19 protein-coding genes are annotated in these 21,285 nt (G+C 56.2%); 3 read left to right on the top strand and 16 right to left on the bottom strand.

Annotated elements, in window-relative coordinates; translation table 11 throughout:
- Positions 1 to 77: 77 nt before the first annotated feature.
- From DXD56_RS07480 to DXD56_RS07435, 10 genes are all read right to left on the bottom strand, one after another.
- Positions 78 to 545 (bottom strand): PTS sugar transporter subunit IIA, encoded by a 468-nt coding sequence (locus DXD56_RS07480; RefSeq protein ID WP_117640767.1) that lies wholly within the window; start codon positions 543 to 545, stop codon positions 78 to 80.
- A gap of 65 nt (positions 546 to 610) precedes the next feature.
- A complete protein-coding gene (locus DXD56_RS07475) occupies positions 611 to 1,078 on the bottom strand; it encodes a PIN domain-containing protein (RefSeq protein ID WP_199411566.1) in 468 nt (155 codons plus the stop codon).
- Complete coding sequence (locus tag DXD56_RS07470; protein WP_117640765.1) at positions 1,075 to 1,419, bottom strand: type II toxin-antitoxin system RelB/DinJ family antitoxin; 345 nt, start codon at positions 1,417 to 1,419, stop codon at positions 1,075 to 1,077. The genes DXD56_RS07475 and DXD56_RS07470 overlap by 4 nt, the downstream gene beginning before the upstream one ends.
- Before the next feature lie 284 nt (positions 1,420 to 1,703).
- Positions 1,704 to 1,895, bottom strand: coding sequence for a hypothetical protein (locus DXD56_RS07465; RefSeq protein ID WP_089572626.1), 192 nt, complete (start codon positions 1,893 to 1,895; stop codon positions 1,704 to 1,706).
- Between the two features lie 41 nt (positions 1,896 to 1,936).
- Positions 1,937 to 3,592, bottom strand: coding sequence for a hypothetical protein (locus tag DXD56_RS07460; RefSeq protein ID WP_117640764.1), 1,656 nt, complete (start codon positions 3,590 to 3,592; stop codon positions 1,937 to 1,939).
- A gap of 72 nt (positions 3,593 to 3,664) precedes the next feature.
- A complete protein-coding gene (locus tag DXD56_RS07455) occupies positions 3,665 to 4,471 on the bottom strand; it encodes a hypothetical protein (RefSeq protein WP_147325197.1) in 807 nt (268 codons plus the stop codon).
- A 54-nt stretch (positions 4,472 to 4,525) separates the two neighbouring features.
- The gene (locus DXD56_RS07450) at positions 4,526 to 5,227 is read right to left on the bottom strand and encodes a hypothetical protein (RefSeq protein WP_117640762.1); all 702 of its coding nucleotides are present in this window, start codon (positions 5,225 to 5,227) and stop codon (positions 4,526 to 4,528) included.
- Between the two features lie 12 nt (positions 5,228 to 5,239).
- A complete protein-coding gene (locus DXD56_RS07445; protein WP_117640761.1) occupies positions 5,240 to 6,616 on the bottom strand; it encodes an SPFH domain-containing protein in 1,377 nt (458 codons plus the stop codon).
- A gap of 392 nt (positions 6,617 to 7,008) precedes the next feature.
- Positions 7,009 to 8,502, bottom strand: a complete 1,494-nt coding sequence (locus tag DXD56_RS07440) for a zinc ribbon domain-containing protein (protein ID WP_117640760.1) — start codon at positions 8,500 to 8,502, stop codon at positions 7,009 to 7,011.
- Positions 8,503 to 8,652: 150 nt separating this feature from the next.
- Positions 8,653 to 9,270, bottom strand: coding sequence for a zinc ribbon domain-containing protein (locus DXD56_RS07435; RefSeq protein WP_117640759.1), 618 nt, complete (start codon positions 9,268 to 9,270; stop codon positions 8,653 to 8,655).
- A 139-nt stretch (positions 9,271 to 9,409) separates the two neighbouring features.
- Between DXD56_RS07435 and DXD56_RS07430 the strand changes: the two genes are divergently transcribed.
- Positions 9,410 to 10,768 (top strand): hypothetical protein, encoded by a 1,359-nt coding sequence (locus DXD56_RS07430; RefSeq protein ID WP_117640758.1) that lies wholly within the window; start codon positions 9,410 to 9,412, stop codon positions 10,766 to 10,768.
- Between the two features lie 102 nt (positions 10,769 to 10,870).
- Entirely contained in the window at positions 10,871 to 12,253 is a 1,383-nt protein-coding gene (locus DXD56_RS07425; RefSeq protein WP_117640757.1) for an ATP-binding protein, read from the top strand.
- Between the two features lie 41 nt (positions 12,254 to 12,294).
- Here DXD56_RS07425 and DXD56_RS07420 read toward each other — a convergent pair whose 3' ends face one another.
- The 5 genes from DXD56_RS07420 to purF all read right to left on the bottom strand — a co-directional run bounded on the left by DXD56_RS07420 (position 12,295) and on the right by purF (position 19,208).
- Complete coding sequence (locus DXD56_RS07420; protein WP_117640756.1) at positions 12,295 to 13,914, bottom strand: hypothetical protein; 1,620 nt, start codon at positions 13,912 to 13,914, stop codon at positions 12,295 to 12,297.
- Between the two features lies 1 nt (position 13,915).
- The gene (locus DXD56_RS07415) at positions 13,916 to 15,133 is read right to left on the bottom strand and encodes a zinc-ribbon domain-containing protein (RefSeq protein ID WP_117640755.1); all 1,218 of its coding nucleotides are present in this window, start codon (positions 15,131 to 15,133) and stop codon (positions 13,916 to 13,918) included.
- A 456-nt stretch (positions 15,134 to 15,589) separates the two neighbouring features.
- Positions 15,590 to 16,288, bottom strand: coding sequence for a phosphoribosylglycinamide formyltransferase (gene purN, locus DXD56_RS07410; RefSeq protein WP_117640754.1), 699 nt, complete (start codon positions 16,286 to 16,288; stop codon positions 15,590 to 15,592).
- Positions 16,278 to 17,381 (bottom strand): phosphoribosylformylglycinamidine cyclo-ligase, encoded by a 1,104-nt coding sequence (gene purM / locus DXD56_RS07405; protein ID WP_117640753.1) that lies wholly within the window; start codon positions 17,379 to 17,381, stop codon positions 16,278 to 16,280. The genes purN and purM overlap by 11 nt, the downstream gene beginning before the upstream one ends.
- Before the next feature lie 156 nt (positions 17,382 to 17,537).
- Positions 17,538 to 19,208: an amidophosphoribosyltransferase gene (gene purF, locus DXD56_RS07400; RefSeq protein ID WP_117640752.1), complete on the bottom strand. Its 1,671-nt coding sequence runs from the start codon at positions 19,206 to 19,208 to the stop codon at positions 17,538 to 17,540.
- A 285-nt stretch (positions 19,209 to 19,493) separates the two neighbouring features.
- On the opposite strand from purF, the gene DXD56_RS07395 reads away from it, so the two are divergent.
- Positions 19,494 to 20,723: a putative ABC transporter permease gene (locus DXD56_RS07395; RefSeq protein WP_117640751.1), complete on the top strand. Its 1,230-nt coding sequence runs from the start codon at positions 19,494 to 19,496 to the stop codon at positions 20,721 to 20,723.
- A 90-nt stretch (positions 20,724 to 20,813) separates the two neighbouring features.
- On the opposite strand, the gene DXD56_RS07390 is transcribed toward DXD56_RS07395, so the two are convergent.
- Positions 20,814 to 21,230: a molybdenum cofactor biosynthesis protein MoaE gene (locus tag DXD56_RS07390; RefSeq protein ID WP_233508925.1), complete on the bottom strand. Its 417-nt coding sequence runs from the start codon at positions 21,228 to 21,230 to the stop codon at positions 20,814 to 20,816.
- Positions 21,231 to 21,285 lie beyond the last annotated feature (55 nt).

Here is a 21,285-nt window from a genome sequence, read left to right as displayed (position 1 = left end):
AGCAGGGGCTCTCAATGTTTTATGTCCTGCTCATATCGTCTCTGCCGACAGTTAGGGACAGCCCCCAAGTGCCGGCCTTAAAAGCGGCGGCGGATGGCGTCGACCATGCCCTGCGGCGTGGTCTGGCCGAGCACGTCGGCTGCGGCATCGGCGTCCATAAAGATGTTCATGAGCGCCTGCAGGGCCTCGACCTGGCCGCCCGGCTCGGCGATGCCCAGATTGATGACGATCTGCGCCGGCACCGGAGCGCCCATGCCAGCCATAGCGTTAAATGTCACGGGCGCGGCGGGCTTCACCACCGCGATATAGGGCTTGGCTACAAACCCCGGATCGGTATGCGGGATGGCGATATTTGCCGCCGGCATGGCAAGCCCCGTGGGATAGGCATCCTCGCGCGTGCGGACGGCGTCGAGCCAACCCTCGGCAATGTAGCCGCGCGGGGCAAGCTCGTCCTCGAGCTGCGCAAACACCTCATCCGGCGTCGCGCACTCCCAATTAAAAAACACCAGCTCAGGCGAGAAAAGCGCCTCGGCGTTATCCGCCATACCGTCCTCCAAAGTTGCATGGGGTTCACATTGCCCCATATGATAGCGAAACCAGACAGACAAGGTTAGTCGAGGATCCCGATCATCTCGAGTGCACGCGCGGGCGTCAGGCAAACCTCGGGCATCGTCTCCAACATGCGCCGGTCGCTCGTGACCACGTAGTCAACATCTGCCGTCTCGCCCGAAGCAATGATGAGGTTGTCTTCAAGATCCGGCATACGCTTGCCAAGCATGCGTGCCATCTCGCACTCTGCAAACGAAAGTGGAGAGGCCGTTGCTACCTGCATCATATGCTCGATGCAGGCCCATGACGCCGAGGCAAACGACACGTTAATCCCATTCGCATTCCGCCGGGCCAGACGACGAGGCAGAATATAGAACACATCCTTTGCCGTCGTGGGCGCATACAGAAGGTCGATCTTTCCCGCCTCGGCCAGTTCAACCAATCTTTTCGCTTCGTCGAACGCCCCTTCTTGCAGGTAATAATCGAGCCAAACGTTCGTATCTACCAAGAGATGCTTTGCTTCAATCATCGGCAATTCGCCTCGATGTCGGCAATCATCGCGTCATACATATCATCTCGTACGGCACCCCAGTTGTCCGCCGAAGATTCCGCCGATGCGAAATCCGAAGCGCTTAGCCCCAACGAGGAAAAAGCTAGGCCACACCCCTGCTCGGCCAGGCTCTCCGCACGGGGCGCCTCGCGCTTATCCGCCACCATAAATCCCGGCAACGTTTGGTGTTCGACGAGATAGGCCCAAAGCGCACGAATGGCATCGCTCGGCCCCAATCCATTGCGAGTTAGGACCGCGTCGCCACCAGCCTTGAGCATAGGATCGATTCGCGTGTTGAGCTGCACCGTTGCTGTACCCATAGCGGCTCCTTTCTACGTGCTAGCAGTATAGCAAACTTATTAGGCCACACAAAAGGGCCCCGTCCACGTACGGACAAGGCCCTGTCAGATTGGTGGTCTCGAGAAAGTTGGTGTAGCGCCCGATCCGAAGCGAGTCGGCCTGGCGTCCAAGAACCTAGAATACGGTTGATGCCCTATGCCGCCGACCGGCATATGAAAGACAGCGGGCCAAAAGCCCCATGGCTTCTAGCCCGCAGAAACATCGATGTTTCCAAATGATCGCAGCTTGTGTTTCAAGCGCTTTTCTACGCTACCGGCGGATGCAAATCCCAATCGGGAAAGCAGTTTGCAAAGCCTGAGAGATTTTGAGTCAAAACATTGTTCTCAGCTTGCTTCAGTCGCTCGTCCTCTTCAAACAGACTATCGAGCTCGCTCAATGCATCGAAGTCCTGCATCGCGGCATCGTTATGGTCGAAATCAGTCACTTCATCAGTCATCTATTTCACTCCATTCATGGTTATCGAGTCAATCCTATCGGCTAGGCAACCTTATCGAGCTTAAGCAGGTCGCTGCGCTCGGCCGCCGCTTCCTTCGCGCTCTTCCACTGATTAAGCGCCAGATCGATCTCGGAACAGCCTTCCTGGATCCGTTTGGAGTATTTGGCCTCAATCTCTTCTGCCTCCGCAGCGCGCTGCTTGCTCGAGAGGCCCGTCTTTACTAGACAATAGCCAGCCCCCGCAAGAAGCAGAATGCCAATAACCTGGTTTACAAACGCAAAGAAAGCTACTCCCAAAACAGCGAGGACAACGGCCGCTATCTTGTGGCTCTTGTTGCCCTTCGCAACCTTGACATCAAGCTCAGCGAGCTCCTTTTTCTTCTCTTCACCGACATAGCGAACATAATCGCCGCGCAGCGCATTACCCTCATCGCCGGTAACCGCCCTGCTTGTCCATCCGTCGAAGTCAAGGGTGATCGCCTGCGGAAATTCGGGGATATCGCTCTTGCGATACCGGTTGAAACCACCGTTGATATAGGAACCCAAAAACTGAATCGCGGTCTTCTTCTTATGCACATCCACAGACGCACTCTGGTCGCGCATCGAGCGTGTCATCTGGTCGATGATGTTCATCGTCTGCTGACGCTTCTCATCGCGGCGACGATTGACGAGCTCTCGGGCGCGCTCTACGTCTCCGCCAAATGCCTTGACCGCAAGAAGATACTCCTCCTGGCGGCGCAAATTTCGCTCCTTGGAGTCATCGGAGTTAACGAGCTCCATCAAATGCCTGTCAACCTGCTCGGCAAGCGTCCTCTCGTCAACATCAGAAGCCTTGAGGTCGGCGAAGTCATTGGAGATGCTCTCGATTGCCTCGACTTTTCCGAGATACTTATTGATGTAGTCAAACTCCTTGACCACCACCTTGAGCGCCGGATATCTCGAGCTCATATCCTCCTCGTAGCCGGTAAAGTACTCCGCCCATGACTCTGACTGCTCATTCTCGAACTCAGGGCTCTGATTTCTGATCTGCTCGATCCAGCCCGCCATATAGTCGTCGCACAGGTGCTTTTCGTCGGTTCCGAAGATGCCGTTGATATAGGCATCGATGTAGACCATCGCATCGGCATCGATGCGGGCGGCGTTTTGCGTCGAGAAGTAGCGCGCTAGCCATTCGTAGCACGTAGCCGTGCGGTTATTACGTCTGCAGATCAGAGCCATCGCAAGCGACGTGTGCTCGTTGTCACGTTTGACAGCCTCACGTATTGCGCGCTCCGCAAGATCTCGGTTGTTGTTGATCCATGCCGCAAGGGCAACCAGGACAGGCGCCAGCCAGTAGTCCGGGGTAGAAATCATTAACTCCTCGGAGACCGTCGAAATCGTCGCCTTGCGCACGAGCGCTGCATCGGTTGCCTGGAGAATACCGACCATGGTGTTTCGAACCACCGAGTAGTTGCCGAATTTCTTGTCCATCTCCTGCCGGACGCTCACGAGCTCCGTAGTCGCCTGCTCAAGTGCGGCGGTACGACGCTGTTCGAGCATCATCTCGAGAAAGTCCTTTCGGAGCTTTTTAAGGTCCTTCCGCACTTCCTCCATTTGGGATTCGACCTTATCGACCTTCGTGGTCATCTGGTCAACTTTTGTTCCAATAGCGGCGATCCTGCGCTCGATAAGGGCAGTATCTAATCCCGAATCACTCATCTGTACCACCTTTCAGTTTGAACTGTTTAGATCATCCAATAGCTTTAAGCGAGTAAGCACCCGCCATCCGCTTTATTGAGAGGCCATGCTTCGGTATTGCTCGGACACCTGCTGATAGGCCACAAGAAACTTCTGTTTGTATTGGCTTGCCTTCATCGAATTGACGATGCGCCCGACGGGCTCCACATAGTGTTCGAGAAAGTACGAGGTCCTTCTTCGTAACGCAAACGAACCATTTTTATAGGGGGACCCGGGGTTCTCTCTAATGCCCTTGAGTAGTGCGAGACACGTTTTGGGTATGTTGCAGTTGGCGGCGATATCTTGATAGAAGCTCTCCCGCTCTGCGGTCATAAAGTCTTCCGAAGCATACCGCGCTATGCAGAACGGGCACACAGCATCGATAAAGCTCTCAAGCCGAGACCGATCCTCCATGCTCTGCATATTGGCGACCACGAGCGATACCATCTGAACCTCAAAGTCACGCATGTTGTAGAGCGTCGACTCAAACAAGTCGATCAAGTCACGCACTTCGTCATATTCGAGAGGGATATCTTCGGCCCTTTTAAAGAAAACCGTCATCGAACCCGAAAGACCTTCGCAAAACTCATCGCAGTACGCAACCATAAACTGTGCTGCCGCGTTGTCTTGCATCATATTGAGCACGTCCGCGGCAAATTTGCGGGCCTCCGGAAAGTTACCACCCTTAAAAAACTTGATGGCATTGTCCTTGGCAAACGCGATTTTGCCCGTGGCCCCCAGACGCGCCCGCGAATAGTACATCTCGCGACCGCACTGGTTGCAATGAACCTTTCGAGTTGCGGGGTCAAACTCGACATCGGTGCTGCCGCAGCCCTCACAAGTTATACCGTTGATTTCCAATAGCTTCCCCCACTTCAACCATCAAAGTGCCCTGGCAAAAAGCAGCGCGAGCCCTTATTTGACAGCGGTCAGCGCCGCATTGCGCTTTTTCCAGATATTGCGCGCATCATGGACAAGGCCAACCGTAACATCTGCCGGCTCATCGGCACTCATGGAATTCGAGACCGCCTCAAGCGCGGCGGAGAACTGTCGCTCGATCTCTTGAACATGGGGTTGCGACATGTTGGAACTAAAGGAGATGTCATCCTTAAGCGCTTTGAGTTCGGCTTTGACCTGAGCGTCCTGCGCCACGGCGAGGAGCTGTCCCACATACGATCCGAACTGCGCCGTTTGGACCGTCTTTGCGGCCACGGCAGCAACCTTTTGGTCAACCTGGCGGCCATTGAAGCTTAGACCCATCTGCACAAGGACAAGCACAGCAAGAAGGACAACGTTTACGACGACTGGAATCATGCTGCCGCCCCACCCATATGCCGCAAACACAAAGTACGTGTTGGCCAGAAGGGCAACGACAAAGTAGGCACAGCTGGATGCGACCGGCAAATAATGGATTTCGGTCGTGCTTTTGACCGTGGACTGCTTATCGGACATGGCAGCCGAAATCGAAGCCGCCGCAAAAGCCAAAACCCCAAAGCCAAGCGACATAGCAAAGACGATAGGGTTCATCAGCGCGTTTTTGCAGACAAACATGATTACAAGCCACGCCACCAAGACGATTGCCTCGCCCAAAATGACACGTTTAACAGAACCGTTCATCTTTGTTTCTCCTTATTGGATCTTAGTTCCACAATCGGGGCAGAATTTGGTCCCTTCGGGCAACTCGGCTCCGCAGCTCGGGCACCTTGGCGAGATCAACCGGTTCCCGCATTCCAGGCAGAACTTGGCACCGACCGGGTTAAGATGCCCACACGCCAAACACGCAACACCCTGCTCGAGCTTTTGTCCGCATTCCAGGCAGAACTTAGCACCCATCGGATTAACGTTTCCGCAACTGGGACACACGGGACCGTTTTGCATACCTGCGGACGCGGAAGCCGTTCCAACCATGGGAGCAACAGCGCCCATGGCCTGGTTGGCCAAGTTGGAGAAGCCAGCTCCAAATGCACCGCCCATGCCAACGCCCATGCCGAGTCCCATGCCGGCTCCCATGAGGCCCGATGCGGCACTCCCCTCATTGCCCGCAGCACTCTCCATTACGTCCATGCCGCGCTCCTGCTGATAGTTGTAGCCTTCGCGCGCACGCTTCCTGGCAAGTGCCTCGGACTCGATGTCCATCTGGGCAGCGTTACCCTGCGCCTCGAGAATGCTCCGCTTACGCTGGATCTTCATCTCGTTGATGGCAGCAAGATCCTCTTCGAAGGGCTTGATGCTGTTGAACGAGAAGTTATCGAGCGTGAGACCAAACTCATCGAAATAGTTAACGAGCTTGCCCTGCATCTGAGACGAGAAGTCGCTCAGATGCGTCGCAATTTTAAGAACGGAAACCTCCTGGTCAACAATCGCCTTGGCAAGCAGGTCAGGAACATACTCAAGGATTTTTGCCCGCATAAAGGAAGTAAGTTCTTCTCGCGTATAGCGATCTCGCGTGCCCACGACCTTAACGAGGAACTTCCTCACCTGAATGGGAACCAGGCTCGAGTCATTCTGCTCGATATGCGCGCCAAACAAACCGAAGGCGCGAACATGAACGTTGACGTCTTCCTCAGGGTCTTGGACAATGATGGGCTCGGTCGTGCCCCAGCGCAGCTCGTTCATGTAGTTAGTATTGATAAAGTACACAACGGAATGAAACGCCGAGCTACCGCCGGTAAGCGAATGGGCGGCATTGCGGAACGGGGCGAATCGGCTGTCTCCCGTGTCGAGCTTGATCTTGCACGGACCGACAAACACGCTTACCTGAGAATCGCCGGCACCCGTAGCGTCAGTAGAACTGCCCGCCCCCATATTGTTGGTAAAAACGGCAATCTGCGATTGCGCAACCTGAAGATAGGACCCGTTGGGAAAATCCTCGTAGGGATAGCGGAATGAGACAAGCGAGGCATCTTCGTCGTTGCCAGGCTCCCATTTGATATTGTCGACAGAAAAGGCACCGAGAATTCCGCTGTGCCTTTCTTCCTTTTCGTTATCGCTATGGAACAGTGACATGCTGATTCCTTTCGTTAATCCCAAACCACGCGTTCCGCGTGTCTAATAAATTGTGAACTGCCGAGTCGACAGGCGCATCGAAAGCCTGTGCGCCTCAATCTGTCCCCAACTTAGCTTGGCTAATTATAGCCCTCAAGTCATCTCATTTAGCCACCCCCGATGAGCGGCAATAATGTCGCACCTTTGGCACCTTTGGTCAACTGACGAAGAACCGGGAGGGTTCGAACCCCAGATGCCCTTTTGGGGCATACCCGCTGAGCGGGCGAGCGCGTTCGGCCTCTCGGTCAGCTCTTCGTAACGTCCGTTTTAGCCGCAACTAAACTCGTCGGATGGAACAAGGGGAAAGGCATAAGAGCTGCGCGCGCTGTAATGCCAAAACGGCTCGGTTAAAGTTACCAGCTCTCGTGATAGGCCATAATCGACCGACATGGGTACCCTTCGGAGCCGCATTCCGCAGACGCTACGACCTTTCCGTCTTTATAAAACTCGACGTACCAAACGTACGTTGCCGCCCCCTCCCAATAGTTTGGCTTATCAGCGACCTTGTACGCAATAGAGGCGTCATCTGGCACAATCAACTCGCGCTTGGCGTTTGCAATGAACGCATCCATGTCGGCGATCACGCCATCGCCGCGCGCAGCGGCCTCCCCATCGTCGCTGCTATCGGATGCCGCTTCAGATGGTGCTTGAGATGCGCCAGATCGATCGTCCGCAGTGCCAGAGCCGTCCTTCAAAGAGCCCTCCGAAGGCTCCACCCCTTTGAATGCCTTCCACATATCGCTGCTTGCGGACGGCATTTCAATGTCGGCCTCCGGATACTTCCCGGCGAGCTCGTCAAGAATTCTGCACGCTTCCTCACGCCCCTGGACCATCGCCTCCTGCGGTTTGCCACCATCCTCAACGGTCCTCACCAAGTAGGCGCCATTCTGCCTATCGAATTCCTTATTTTGAATTTGCACCGCGTCTACGACCTCAGGACCCTTTGCAGTAAGCGAAATATAGAAATCTGCCTGGTTACAATCCTGACTACAAGTAAATTTAACGATGCCGTCCTTACAGACAGTAATGACTTGGCTCTCACCCTGAGCAATAAAACCGTCATACTGATTCGTCATATTGCTGGAGCCTTCTACCATCTCTGACGAAGGCATAACCGAAACGGCCTCTCCATCAACAAAGCAGTAGGCACCCACAATCGCCGAAATATCGTTCTGCGCATCGACAAACCCAACAAGCAGCTCGTCAATTCCGTCGCCATTCAAATCATCGAAAGCATAGTAGTAGCTTAAAAAGCCGGGGGCAGTCTGGTTGTTATAAACGAATATCTGCCCCAGTCCAGAATCATCACCGCGTCCCTGGGCCCAGTCGTCGTAGCTGGCAGCACCAGCCCCCTTCCGCTCGCAATAGCCCGCAAAGTCCTCGTAACGCGCAACCACGCCCTCGTAAGCCCTGCGTGCTTTCTTGTTTGTTGCCGCGACTTTCTTTTTAGACGACTTCTCCTCGACTGCAGCCGGCTGCTCCTGCTGCTGCGCTTGAGGCAGCACAAAGGCTTCGTAAGCTTTGGCCAGGGCGTAAGCGACACCAGCGGTAAAGATGATTGCTGCAAGAATGGTGACAAACGTAGGCACAGCAAAACGGCCGATCTGCCGACGCTGCATCATAAAGGCCGCAAAGGACATATGATCAGAGGGCGCCGGAGAAGCGCTCTCTGCACGAGATGCAGCAGGATCGCTTGTCGCTTTTCTATCAGCAGATACCTTTGGTGTACCTGAAGGAAGCGGCTGCTGAGCATTCGCCGGCGCATCATCCACATCCAACGGTTTTCCGCATGCGGAACAGAATCGCGCCCCGTCTTTGATCTTTGCCCCGCAGCTTGCGCAGTACATAAATCCCCCCTAGAACTTCAGCATATCGAAACGGTAGCCCACAGCCTGCAAACAGGAAAGGCCCAGGAACAATTTGCTCGACTGTAAGCCTTTTCTTTCACCTTTCAAATTCGCCTGGCCCCATGCGGAAGGCATGCGACGGGCTACTTGCTAGGCGCGAACCATGTGCAGCTTGATTGCCTTGAAGATGATGTTGGCAACCGAGGCGATAGGCCAGAGCGCCACGATCGTCATCGGAACCGATTCGGGAATAACAGGAACCGCCCCGTGAATCACGCTGCCCAACCAGTAAAAAAGCATCAGAACCACGACAGGAAGGCCTACGAGAACCACAAGCTCGATTAGCATAATCGTGATACCGATAATGCCGCTACCATAGACAAAGGGAAGCCTTACACCGCTGCGGTACAGCGAGATAATCACCTTCCAGGGGCCAATCAGAAGCAGCGCCAGCGGAATCATATTGTTAAGTCCCAGCGAGCCACCTCCCAGCACGTAATTGAAAAAGAGCACATAGAGCAATGAAATCACCGCTGCTCGCCCAAGCGACCCGATGGACTCGTGAAGCGAATCCTGCAGGCAAGCAGCGGCCTCTGCATCCTCCGCCGCTTGAAACTGAGCCTCGACAGACTGGCTCTCAATCGGCTGGGCCTCGACGTAAATCGCATCCCCCACCGCACTGGCCGCAGCCGCGACCGTAGGCGTTCCGCACACGCCGCAGAACTTGGCGCCGTCGTTAATCTCTGCTCCACACTGTTTGCAATGCATAATCGGGTCCTTTCTCGTTACCCCTTTTCTTGACGATCACAAGATACGATTTGTCGTTTATCCGATATAGAGATTTTGACCGGGTAATTTTCCTAAACGTGCTACGCTATTAAATCTGCAGCTAGAGACAGGGGTAACAATGTTTGAGTTCTCCCAAACACGCACCGTTGAAGGTTCGATTCCGTTCAAGAAAGTCAACCTCATAGAGAACGAACCCAATAGGCCCGTTGGCGAGGCCCAGCTTGTCTTTGAACTCTACATGCCCACCGAGCTGGCCGGCAACAAAAGCAACGAAGGGCCCGCACACAGCGAGCGCCATGCCGATCTGATCAGGCTGGCATCATGCATCGAACCCACCGCCGTTAAAGAGCAGCCCTTCCGCGCAAGCCTCTTTAACGTACTTGATTACGCCGAACAGACCGGGCCGCTTTTTGGCAAGCACGCAATAGAATCCGTACGCGATTGGGCCAATGCCGCGATGGCAGCACTTATTGCCATGCGCATCCAGGAATACCTCAACGGGAGCTGCACAATCGCAAAGGTCTCCGCATTGGAAAGAATCGAGAAATCAGTGGTGACCTGCGCGGCAAACGGGTCATCCTTCAAGATCTACACCACTATCCTGAGGGCGGGCGGTGATTATACCGACTCATTCAAAAGCCTGCCCATCGTGCGCAAAATCGAATCCGATGCGGGATATTTCTACGCCTTTATGTTTATGATCGACGAGGAAGAATCCCTCGTTGCACTCAACGTGCTCTCTTTTGAACACGAGCTCACCGCCAATGACTTCAGTGTTTTGCAGGCGATGTTCTACATGGACGAAGACTCCAGCTCGGAGATTTCAGCGCGACTCAAGGTCAGCAATAGCGAGGAGAGCTTCTATGTAATCGACCCTCAAGCAGATATCCAGGAGCGCCGCGAAGAACTTGAAAATGATGACTGCGATGCACTCACCGCTTTGGTGCAGGCACTCGTGATCTCGCATCTCTCGGGCGCGCACGTGGATGTGTTCCAGGGTAACGAGTCCACAGGGTTCCTCTCCTTTGACAGCTATCTCTCGTGGCTCTGGTTTGATTTTTCACGCAAGCTGAGCACCGTCAAAATTGGTTATTGCGAGCAATGCGGACGCGCCTATTCACTTGCCGGGCATCGTGGCGTCAAACGGCACTACTGCAGCGATCGATGCAAGACCGATGCCAAAAATGAGCGCACGCGCAAGGAGACGGCAAAGATACGCGAGTTGTTTGGAACGGGCACCAGCGTACGCGACATCGCCAACGAGATAGAACGTCCCGCGGCCTACGTGCGCTCGCAGCTCAATAAATGGACCAAGCTCAAGCACGATCTGGATGAAGACATTGAGTCAAACGGCTTTGATAGCTCCGCGCTACTCAAACGCTGCACCGTTGAGAAGCTCGACCTCAACAACCTCCTCAACGCCAAGCGCAAAAAGCAAATTCAGGACTATGCCAAACTCAAGCGCCTCGTTAAGTAGAAACGCTGTCATTTCCTTGCCATCCGATTGACGGGTGGAAAGTTGCTCATATACGTGTTAGTAATATATATGTTAGTAATACGTATATGAGCGAGGCACATCATGTTTGTTGGACGTCGGGAAGAGCTTGAATCCCTGGAAACCGCCTATCAAAAGGGTTCCTTTCAGTTTGCTGTAGTCTATGGAAGGCGTCGCGTAGGTAAAACCAGCCTGCTTCACGCCTTTACACAGGGCAAGCCCCATGTGATCTTCTTTACTGGGCAGCAAACCGTTGCAAGCGAAAATCTCGCGCTGCTCAGCCGCGAGATACTTGGCGATAGCGCCGCAGGAGCAGCGTTCCCCTCTATCCAGGTTGCACTCGAATCCGTCTTCGAACACTCCAAGACAGAGCGAATCGTTCTGATTATTGACGAGTATCCCTACCTCGCCGAGAGCGATCCGGGCATCTCTTCGTGCCTGCAAACGCTTATCGATCGACATAAAGACACGAGCAAGCTGTTCCTCGTACTCTGCGGGTCGTCCATGAGCTTTATGGAACACCAGGTACTAGGACACCAAAGCCCTCTTTATGGACGCCGCACCATGCAGCTGCGCATTGACCCCTTCACCATCTTCGACGCGGCGCTCATGCTTCCCGACGCACCCATCGAAAGGGTCATCGAGCTGTATTCCGTTGTTGGCGGGATGCCGCTCTATCTATCACAGCTCGATGGCACGCGTTCCACTCAATGGAACCTTGAGCATGCGCTGTTGCGTCAAGATGCGTTTTTGTATGCCGAACCCCAGAACTATCTGCTGCAAGAGGTCCGCAGCCCGGCTATCTACAATGCCGTCATAACCGCCATTGCCAACGGCTATGTACGCTCCAAAGAGATTGCCGATGTTACCCACCTCGCAACGCCACAGGTCGCGCGACTGCTCGACGCATTGATCGAGCTGCGAATCGTTGAGCGCGTCACGCCTGTTATAAAGGCAACAAAACGCCAGGTAGTCTATCGGATCTGCGATAACCTGTTTAGGTTTTGGTATCGTTTTGTTCCACAGTACGCAGGAACAATTGAGGAGGGGCTCGGAGCCGCTGTGGCCGCGCGTATCGCCAAGCATGATTTGTCCACCTTTGTAGGTCCTGCATTTGAAGAGGTATGCCGCCAGTGGTTGATGCGGCAGGTTGTTGAGAGCGAGCTGGATGTGCTGCCCAAGGCAATCGGCTCTTGGTGGGGCACGAACCCGAACACGCGCCGGCAAGAAGAGATTGACGTTGTGTTAGAGGGCGCCGATGGGGAGCTCATCGTTGGTGAGTGCAAATGGAGAAACGAGCCCGTAAATATCGATGTTCTTGAAACACTCGAGCGGCGCAGCGCGCTGCTGGGTCGGCCGATCAAACAGTATTACTTGTTTAGCAAGAGTGGATTTACCAAAGCGTGTCAAAATAGAGCGGCTCAAGCAAGCAGCGCGAGGCTTGTTGGACTCGAACAACTACTATAAGAAAGGGGCTTGGAAACAGTTTTCCAAGCCCCTTTCAGTTTTTATTCGATTCCCACCTTTTTGAGCGTATCTTTGGTGACTTCCGCAACTTGATTGGGATCGACGTGGGATTCCCCCGAAATAGAGCCGTAACCTGAGGTTGAAAAATCAAAGAAGTAGTATGTCCGGTAATTGTGCCCATAGCCAAATTGCTGATATAGGGCATTATAGTCCGTCTCGGAAATGCCCTTGCCCTCCGACGCATAATAGTATTCGTAGCCATTGCCCTCGCTCGGCGCAACTCCCCAGGACTCGTAGTTGCTTACAAGCGAAAAAACATCGCCTTTCTTGCCGTATACCGAAGTATTGTCCCCAGCCAAAGCCTGCCTGCCAGCAAGCAATGCCGTAATCGCATTGCTCATCTCATATGTTCTTTGGCTTACGAGGATGCTGCCGTCATCCGCTTTAATCAGCGGAAGAAACATCGTTCCTCCGTTGCTGTTATCAAGCCAATTTTGACTGTAAAGCCTCTTGACGCCACCATCAGCTGCCGACCAAACCTCTACGGTGTAGGACTTCTGAAGTCCCTCTATATCTCCATTCCAAGCACTCTTTAATTCGTCATCGCTCATACCGTTCACAACGGTCAAGAGCTCAGGCTGGCCATCCTGATCAAAATCAACGAGGTCGACAAGACAAAGCCCCCGCATCGCATAGACAGAATCAGTCACCTCAACAATTCGTGGCTCTCCATAGCACGCGAGATATTCCTGGCACTTTTGCTTGTAAGCGGCATACGCAGCGGTATTGTCCGCAGCGGCGCCTCCATCCTTCTTGTCGCCTTCGCCTGTCTTTGTATCGGCCTCGTTGGCCTTAGGCACCTCGAGGGAAACCTCTTTTACGGCATCAGTGGATTTAGAGTTATCGACGACTTTGACGGGAATGCTCCACTCGACTTTTGACTTGGAGTCCCTAACGGTGAGGGTATATTTTCCCGGTTTGATATCGGGAAACTGGCTTACCGTGAAGCCCTCGTCACCCTTAATCTCAGCATTGGTGCTGTAGCCGTTGTCGCCGTTCAGGGTCACCGAGTACTTCTTGATCTTCTCGCCCTTTGCGTCGGTCGGGGTAATCTTGGATTCTTGGGCCACCACGATGGCCTTGTCCTGGCCGTAATGGGCAACGTCGTCGCTGGACTTGCTAAAGAACAGCAGGTAGCTAAAGATGGCAATGGCTGCCAGGCCAACGATGATACCGACGATATAGAGCGCCTTGGGGTCCTTTTTCTGTGCGGATACATTCGCCGCAGGCGCAGGGGCTGGCGCCGCGACGGGCTTGGCGACCGGATTGCTCGGCTTTGGCCGGTCGGCGCGCACGGCTGGAATCGAAGGCGTTGCATCGGACGACACGTCGTCCTTGGGCCGGTCGTCTTCTTCGTCCGCTACGGGATCGCTCTCCACGGGCGACTTTTCCTCCCCCGCCTCGGCACCGGCGGAAGGCTCCTTCTCCGTTTCGTCACTAGCGAAAATCTCTTCCGCAGCCTCATTGATAACGGAAGGCTCTTCTGCCACTTCGTTGCTGGCAGAGTTCAGCACCGCCTTTGCATCTTCGAGTGCATAGCCACACTCGGTGCAGTATCGCAAATCGCCATCAAGCTCAAATCCACAGTTGGGACAGAACATGTTAGTCCTCCTTATCGACTTTCACCGTTGTACCGTCCTTGACCTCATCAGGGGTTACTTCGGACCCCACTTGAGACTCATCATCCCAGGACGCAACCAAAATCTCGCAATTGCCGTCCGCAAAAGTACCGAGCTCATAGTCTTCGGTGTGATACACCAGTCCCTTGGATGTCACACACAAGCACGTTGAGCCCTTGATTGAATAGTCCGAAGAATTACTCCGCATGAGCATCGAATTGTAATCAGACGGATGTTCTCTGCCCATTTCCGTAAGATACGGCCAAACTGCCGAACTCATGGAACTGGCAAGATCCTCGGTATCAATGCCAAACATGTCCTGAGGACTAACAGTATCACCCGTATGCAAATCAAAAATAACACCAGTCACAACCGTGCCGCCATGCGGACCCCATCCCGTCGAATAGCGCTCGTCACGGATACAGAAAAAGTTCTCATCCATGTACGTTACCGTAACGTTTCTCGATATGCAGGGAAATTCGCCGTCGGGGTACAACTCAGCATCTGATTGCTCATTATCTGATGCTCGATTTGTTCGCTCCGCGTCAATTTGAAGGGGCTCGAGAATCGCCTTGTTAATTTTGTCTGCAACGTCGTCTTTGGTGGAGCTCTTAAGTTGCGGATAGGACCATTCCATGTCCCTCCGCTCGCCCTGTTCGAGCATAGGGTCGACCGGAGCAGACACCGTCAATGACTTTGCCTCCAACGTATAGACAACTTCTTCGACCGCTCTCTCGTCCTTCTTGGGCCTTTCGGTCGCTTGCTCCTGTTGCACGGATTGCTGCTGGAGATTGGGCTCAATGACGTTCTTGTAGAGCATGAAAGCAGCGTAAGCGATGCCTGCCGCGGCGATAAATGCGGCGATCATGATAGCAAACTGCGGCACTAGGCGGTTACCGACCTGACAGCGTTGCATAAAGAAGTTGTACATCTGGGAGTGACCGCTATTCGCGGTCTTCGAGACCGGCTCGGGGCTCGGTTCTGCTGTGGACTCGGCATTCGCGGATCCTATCGCAGAGTCCGTTTCGGTATCTGTGGGTTCCATTATGACTTCAGCGGACGATGATTCTCGCTCCGACGGCTCGGCCTTGGGCCCCTCCTCGGCCGCAGTCTTGCCCGAGAGCCCGCCCAAGGGCAGACCGCATTCGGTACAGAACCGCGCATCATCACCAATCTTGCTGCCACATTTGGGGCAAAACATGAACCTTCTTCTCCTATTCCTTTTACTCTCGCTGAGTCGTGAGTTACCCACGTGCCGTTTGTTTCGTAGTTTAACTATTTCTTAAACAAATCGATGGGTCACTTGAACAGACGCATACCCGCTCAAGCGACTCTATACCGGCTAGTTATCCTTGCTCATGACATGGGTGTCAGTGTAAGAAAATCGTTGAACAGGGTTGCTACCTCGAAGTTCGAACCGATACTGAACTTGAAGCCATTTTTATTTACCGAGATGGAGAAATCGCCGCTGATATCCATATCATGCTCGCAGCCAACCACCCCCCCTCCATTTTTCGGTCCCACCTGTCACGTTATCAGGAGCCCGAAATCGAAGAGACGGTAAAAGCCGCTTGGGGCACATGTGGTTCCATATGCCCCAAGCGGCTATTTCGATTGCCTATGTCACAAAGAAACCTAGGTGACCTGTTTACACGCGCTAGCGCGCCGGGTCGATAGCCACCTTGCCGCTCTCCAGCACGTGGACGCGACCGTCGGCGAGCATCTGCACGACCTCGGGATACAGCACATGCTCGATTGCATGGATGTGCTCCTCGAGCATGTCGACATCCCAGCCTTCCTCGACAGCCAGCGCACGCTGGGCGATGATAGGGCCGTTGTCGTAAATCTCGTTGGCAAAGTGCACGGTCACGCCGGTCACCTTGACGCCGCGCGCAAAGGCATCGTCAATCGCATGGGCACCGGTAAAGCTCGGCAGCAGCGCCGGGTGTAGGTTGACCACGCGATTGGGGAACGCCGCCAGCAGCGGCGTGTGCACCATGCGCATATAGCCGGCCATCACCACGTACTCGCAGCCGCGCTCGAGCAGCTCATGCGCGATGATCTCGTCAGCCGCGATGGGGTCGGCATAGACATCCTTGGACAGCGTGAGCGTCTGGATGCCCGCACGCTCGGCGCGCTGCAAGCCCTTGGCCGAAGGACGGCTCGACACTACAAGCTCAATCGAGGCGTTGAGCTTGCCGGCGGCAATAAGGTCGATCAGCGCCTGCAGGTTGGTGCCCGAACCGCTGATAAGCACGCCGATCTTGAGCGGCTCGGCCGTATCGGTGCCGGTCGGACGGGTGTAGGGCACAAAGCCCAGGCCCTCGGCAGCAGCCATCTGCTCGCTAGCGCTCATCGGAGTACACGACCTTACCGGAACCCTCGACGCACTCGCCCACGCGGAACGGCTTCTCGCCCAGCGCGACCAGGGCCTCGGTCACGGCAGCCTCGTCCTCGGGGGCAACGATCAGGCACAGGCCGACGCCCATGTTGAAGGTCTTGCATGCCTCGTTGGGCGCGAGCTCGGCCTGACGCGACACGTAGGTGATGACGGGCGGAACATCCCAGCCCATCTCGGCGCCGTAACGGGTGACCACGGCGTCGACGTCGTCGGCGAGCGCGCGGTTGAGGTTCTCGGTGATACCGCCGCCGGTGATGTGGGCGATGGCGCGCACGTTGGCGCCGCCGCGCAGCAGCTCCAGAATCGGCTTGACGTAGATGCGCGTAGGGGCCAGCAGAGCATCGGCCAGCGAAGCACCGTCGAGCTCCTCGAGCGGACGGCTCAGTTCCTCGGCCTTAGCGGCGGCCTCGGGCGTGCCCGGCTTGATGCCGTCGACGCCGATGACCTTGCGCACGAGCGAGTAGCCGTTGGAGTGCACGCCGGTGGAAGGCAGACCCAGGATCACATCGCCGGGGCGAACGTTCGCGGGGTCAAGCATCTTGGGACGGTCGACGACGCCCACGGTAAAGCCGGCGAGGTCGTAATCGGCGGGAGCCATGACGCCGGGGTGCTCGGCCATCTCGCCGCCCACGAGCGCGCAGCCCGCGAGCTTGCAGCCGTCAGCCACGCCCTTGATGATCTTTGCCATGTGCTCGGCCTCGATGTGACCGATGGCAACGTAATCCAGGAAGAACAGCGGCTCGGCGCCCGAAGCCAAAATGTCATTGACGCACATAGCGACCAGGTCCTGGCCCACCGTCTCGTGACGGTCCATGATCTGGGCGAGCACGAGCTTGGTGCCCACGCCGTCGGTGCCGCTAATCAGGATCGGGTCTTCCATATCCTTAAGCGCGGCAGCCGAGAACAGGCCACCAAAGCCACCGATGCCGCCGATGACCTCGGGACGGTTGGTGTCCTTGACCATCTGCTTAATAGCGTCGACGGCGCGGCCGCCCTCGGCGGTATCGACGCCGGCGTCCTCGTACGTCACATGCTTGCTGTCGCTCATCTGAGCCTTCCTCTCCCATTACCGTCCGACGCGCGGGCGCCAAACGGTGCTCATAGTTGCGTTCATTTCGGCGCGCGCCATAACAGCGCGCGCCGTCATATCAACAAAACAGCAGGTAAAACCTACCAAAATAAACCTGTCCCTAAATGGCAGGTTTTAGGCCTCGCCGTGCTCCTCTTCCCAGCTGCGGTCGTCATATTTCTCGACCACGGCGTCGTCGTCAAAGTGTAGCGGCTTGTCCAGGTTGCGGGGCTTAAAGCCCTCCATGAATTTGTCGCGGCCAAAGCTCTCGGGAATCGCCACGGGATAGCGGCCGGTAAAGCACGCATCGCAGTAGCCGCCCTTGGGCATAACCTTCAGCAGGCCCTCGACCGAAAGGAAGGCCAGCGAATCGGCGCCGATATACTCGCAAATCTCGTCGACCGTCTTATTGGCGCTGATAAGCTGCGACTGCACGTCGGTATCGATACCGTAGAAGCACGGCCAGATGACCTCGGGCGAGTTGATGCGAATATGAATCTCCTTGGCACCGGCGTTGCGCAGCATCTTGACGAGCTGCACCATGGTGGTGCCGCGCACAATGGAGTCGTCGATGACGACCAGGCGCTTGCCCTCGATGTTGTCACGCAGCGGGTTGAGCTTCATGCGCACGCCCATGGCACGCAGCTCCTGCGTAGGCTCGATAAACGTACGACCCACGTAGCGGTTCTTGATAAGGCCCTCGCCAAAGGGAATACCGCTCTCGTGCGAATAGCCCTCCGCGGGCGGCAGGCCGGAGTCGGGCACGCCGATGACCAGGTCGGCCTCGACGGGCTCCTCATGTGCCAGCTGACGACCCATGTCGTAGCGGCAGGCGTAGACGCTCTTGCCGTTCATGATGGAATCGGGGCGAGCGAAGTAGACCTGCTCAAAGATGCAGTTAGCAGGCTCCTCGGCGGCAGGCACGCCCTGCTCGGACACCAGGCCCTCGGCGCTGATGCGCAAAATCTCACCGGGACGGACATCGCGGACGTACTCGGCGCCCACAATGTCGAGCGCACAAGTCTCGGAGGCAACGACCCAGCCGCCGGCGCCGGTAACATGGGTGGTGGCGTCGACCGTCGCGGCGCCGTCCTGCGACGGCAGCTGCGAAACGGATGCGGCATCGGCCTGGTCCAGCCCCTCGTCCACCAGCTTGCCCAACACCAGTGGGCGAATGCCATGCGGATCGCGGAAGGCGTAGAGCGCCTGCTCGTTGATGAGCGTCATGGCGTAGCCGCCGCGCACGAGCTCCATGGTCTTGCGAATGCCCTCGCGCAGGTGGCCCGTACGCTGGGTAAAGTAGCCGATGAGCTTGGTCGCGACCTCGGAATCCGAATTGGAGAGGAACGGCACGCCCAGCTCGATCAGCTGGCGGCGCAGCTCGTCGGTGTTGACGAGGGTGCCGTTGTGCGCGAGCGCGATAATGACGCTATTGATGGTAGAGAGGTGTGGCTGAGAGGCTTCCCAACTCTTGGCGCCGGCGGTGCCGTAGCGCACATGACCCACGGCCAGCTGACCGGAGAGCGTCGACAGGTCGGCGTTGGAGAACACGCGGTCGAGCAGGCCCAGATCCTTGCGGACCATAACCGTACCGCCGTCACCCACGGCGATTCCCGCCGATTCTTGGCCACGGTGCTGCAGTGCACGCAGGCCAAAGTACGTCAGTCGAGCCACGTCGCGATCGGGCGCCCAAACACCAAAAACGCCGCATTCCTCATGCAGCTGGTCGGAGTCCGGATCATACGTCGACATGGTGTTCACCTGTCCCGCGGCACGCTCGGCCGCGCGGATGGTTTCTTGAGACATGGCATCCCCTCAGAGCCTCGTATTTTGGCGTTACCCGCCTTATTATACGCACGGCACGACGCGCTCCCCAGCGCATGAGCAGCGCTTTTTAAAAGCCCACCGAGCTAATAATCCGTTTTGTGGCCAAACATTTTATCGGTCTGTCCAGTGCAAGCGCCCGCGCCCCCAGATGGCCGCCGCGTCCACCGTTGGGGATTACAAAGTTGCAATTGGGACGTTCGTCCTGTCTTTTGGCAGGTCGGCGGCGTATCCTTGTAGCCTAGGACAAAGCGAGAAAGGTTCTGTATGGATCGAAACGAACTCGACCCCAGCGTCCCCAGCGCCACGGAGGTCAAGAAGATTCCCCTCATCATTAAGGTGTACGCCGTCCTGTGCATCCTATCCGGCGTGGGCACACTCCCGTCGGTCGGCGCCTTTATGTGGCAGGTCATCACCGCGCTCATCAACGGCAACGCCGCCGAAAAGCTCGGCGACAATATGCTGGTCTCGGTTGGACTCATCGTCGCCGGCATCATGCTCTCTGCGGCAAGTGCCGTCATCCTGATCATCTTTGGCCTGGACCTTATCAAAAACCAGCGCCGCAACGCCGCCCGCCTGTCCTACATCCTTATTGCATTCACCGTCGTCGAGCTTTTGGTCGACGTGATGCTCCAGGGCATCGGGCCCTTCCTGCTGCGTCCCGCGATCCAGCTCGGCATCCTCGTTGCACTTTCGGCAACCGTCGACCCCACGCTGCGCCAGGAGCGCGAACTGCAGCGCCGCCTGCAGGAGATGCTCGACCGTGACGCCGCGGCGGAGGGCATGCTCGGCCGCGATGAAACCGGCGAGGGCTACATCAAGCTCAACTACTTCAACCTGTTCTGGGTATTCTTCGTCTGCTGCGTGCTCGGCCTGATCGCCGAGGACATCTGGCATATGACAGTCGACGACCCGGGCGTCTACCAGAACCGCGCCGGCATGCTGTTTGGTCCCTTCAGCCCCATCTATGGCTTTGGCGCCGTACTCATGACCATGGTGCTCAACCGCTTCTATAAAAAGAACCCCATCATCATTTTCCTGGTAAGCGCTGTGCTCGGCGCGAGCTTTGAGGTGTTCGTGGGCTGGTTTATGCAGACCTCATTTGGCGTGGTCTCGTGGAGCTACTCGCACATGAAGCTGTTCGGCATGCCCGACCCACTCGCCGTCCTTACGGGCGGACGCACCTGCACGGGCTTTGCCTGCCTGTGGGGCCTGGGTGGCCTTATCTGGATCAAGCTGCTGTTGCCGAGGCTGCTCAAGCTCATCAACATGATTCCGTGGAAGAGTCGCTACTCGGCTACCGTCATCTTTACCGTCATTATGCTGGTCGACGGCGTCATGACGCTGCAGTCGCTCGACTACTGGTACCAGCGCGTCAACGGCACGGAGCCGGATATTCCCGTCGCGCAGTTCTACGGCAAGTATTTCGATAACGACTACATGGAGAACCGCTTCCAGAGCATGACCATGAGTCCCAAGGATGCGACGCGCGTGTAGCGCCCACCGCGCCCAAAACACAAAATGCCCGCCGGTATCACACGTACCGGCGGGCATTTTTATAAACGAGCCTTCTATCGACGCAAGCCTCTACGCCTCGCGCTCGACCTCGCTCACACACTCATTTTTGATGGTACCGACGAGCGCCTGCAGCGCATCGACCACATGCGGGCGAATGTCCCCGCCAATGAGCACGAGCATGATGTCGTCGCCCACGGCGAGCTCGCCACTCGCCAACCACACGCGCACGTAACCGATACCCGGCATCGCGTGCGTTGCCTCGATAGCGGCCTGCACCTTTTCGGCATCGAAGCCAAACGCCATGCCGCCCACCTTATGTCCAGGCGCCACACCATCGGTCTCGACCCCACGCACCTCGGCCTTGGGCGTCGCGCGCACCACGCCGTTGTGTGTCAGGTACATCCCACAATCAGCCGCCGAAACATCGGCCTTGGCTTCGCGCAGCCAAGCATCAACCGAAGGCATCGATTTGCCATTCTCAAACATCATTTCTCCTTTTGATTTCCAGGGCAGTCTTTTTGGGACGGGGCTCCCGGACACT

It is taken from the genome of Collinsella sp. TM06-3, assembly GCF_003436395.1.
Taxonomy (GTDB): Bacteria; Actinomycetota; Coriobacteriia; order Coriobacteriales; family Coriobacteriaceae; genus Collinsella.
This window is presented reverse-complemented; position numbering and strand designations above follow the sequence as displayed.

What these genes read in the sequence shown, in the direction of transcription:
- DXD56_RS07430 (WP_117640758.1), top strand. Translation starts at nt 9,410, where the DNA reads ATGTTTGAGTTCTCCCAAACACGCACCGTTGAAGGTTCGATTCCGTTC.
- DXD56_RS07390 (WP_233508925.1), bottom strand. Translation starts at nt 21,230, where the DNA reads ATGTTTGAGAATGGCAAATCGATGCCTTCGGTTGATGCTTGGCTGCGC.
- purN (WP_117640754.1), bottom strand. Translation starts at nt 16,288, where the DNA reads ATGAGCGCTAGCGAGCAGATGGCTGCTGCCGAGGGCCTGGGCTTTGTG.
- DXD56_RS07420 (WP_117640756.1), bottom strand. Translation starts at nt 13,914, where the DNA reads ATGTTCTGTCCCAACTGTGGATTTGAGCTTGATGGCGATTTGCGATAC.
- DXD56_RS07475 (WP_199411566.1), bottom strand. Translation starts at nt 1,078, where the DNA reads ATGATTGAAGCAAAGCATCTCTTGGTAGATACGAACGTTTGGCTCGAT.
- DXD56_RS07465 (WP_089572626.1), bottom strand. Translation starts at nt 1,895, where the DNA reads ATGACTGATGAAGTGACTGATTTCGACCATAACGATGCCGCGATGCAG.
- DXD56_RS07470 (WP_117640765.1), bottom strand. Translation starts at nt 1,419, where the DNA reads ATGGGTACAGCAACGGTGCAGCTCAACACGCGAATCGATCCTATGCTC.
- DXD56_RS07425 (WP_117640757.1), top strand. Translation starts at nt 10,871, where the DNA reads ATGTTTGTTGGACGTCGGGAAGAGCTTGAATCCCTGGAAACCGCCTAT.
- DXD56_RS07440 (WP_117640760.1), bottom strand. Translation starts at nt 8,502, where the DNA reads ATGTACTGCGCAAGCTGCGGGGCAAAGATCAAAGACGGGGCGCGATTC.
- DXD56_RS07435 (WP_117640759.1), bottom strand. Translation starts at nt 9,270, where the DNA reads ATGCATTGCAAACAGTGTGGAGCAGAGATTAACGACGGCGCCAAGTTC.
- DXD56_RS07445 (WP_117640761.1), bottom strand. Translation starts at nt 6,616, where the DNA reads ATGTCACTGTTCCATAGCGATAACGAAAAGGAAGAAAGGCACAGCGGA.
- DXD56_RS07450 (WP_117640762.1), bottom strand. Translation starts at nt 5,227, where the DNA reads ATGAACGGTTCTGTTAAACGTGTCATTTTGGGCGAGGCAATCGTCTTG.
- DXD56_RS07480 (WP_117640767.1), bottom strand. Translation starts at nt 545, where the DNA reads ATGGCGGATAACGCCGAGGCGCTTTTCTCGCCTGAGCTGGTGTTTTTT.
- DXD56_RS07395 (WP_117640751.1), top strand. Translation starts at nt 19,494, where the DNA reads ATGGATCGAAACGAACTCGACCCCAGCGTCCCCAGCGCCACGGAGGTC.
- purM (WP_117640753.1), bottom strand. Translation starts at nt 17,381, where the DNA reads ATGAGCGACAGCAAGCATGTGACGTACGAGGACGCCGGCGTCGATACC.
- DXD56_RS07460 (WP_117640764.1), bottom strand. Translation starts at nt 3,592, where the DNA reads ATGAGTGATTCGGGATTAGATACTGCCCTTATCGAGCGCAGGATCGCC.
- DXD56_RS07415 (WP_117640755.1), bottom strand. Translation starts at nt 15,133, where the DNA reads ATGTTTTGCCCCAAATGTGGCAGCAAGATTGGTGATGATGCGCGGTTC.
- purF (WP_117640752.1), bottom strand. Translation starts at nt 19,208, where the DNA reads ATGTCTCAAGAAACCATCCGCGCGGCCGAGCGTGCCGCGGGACAGGTG.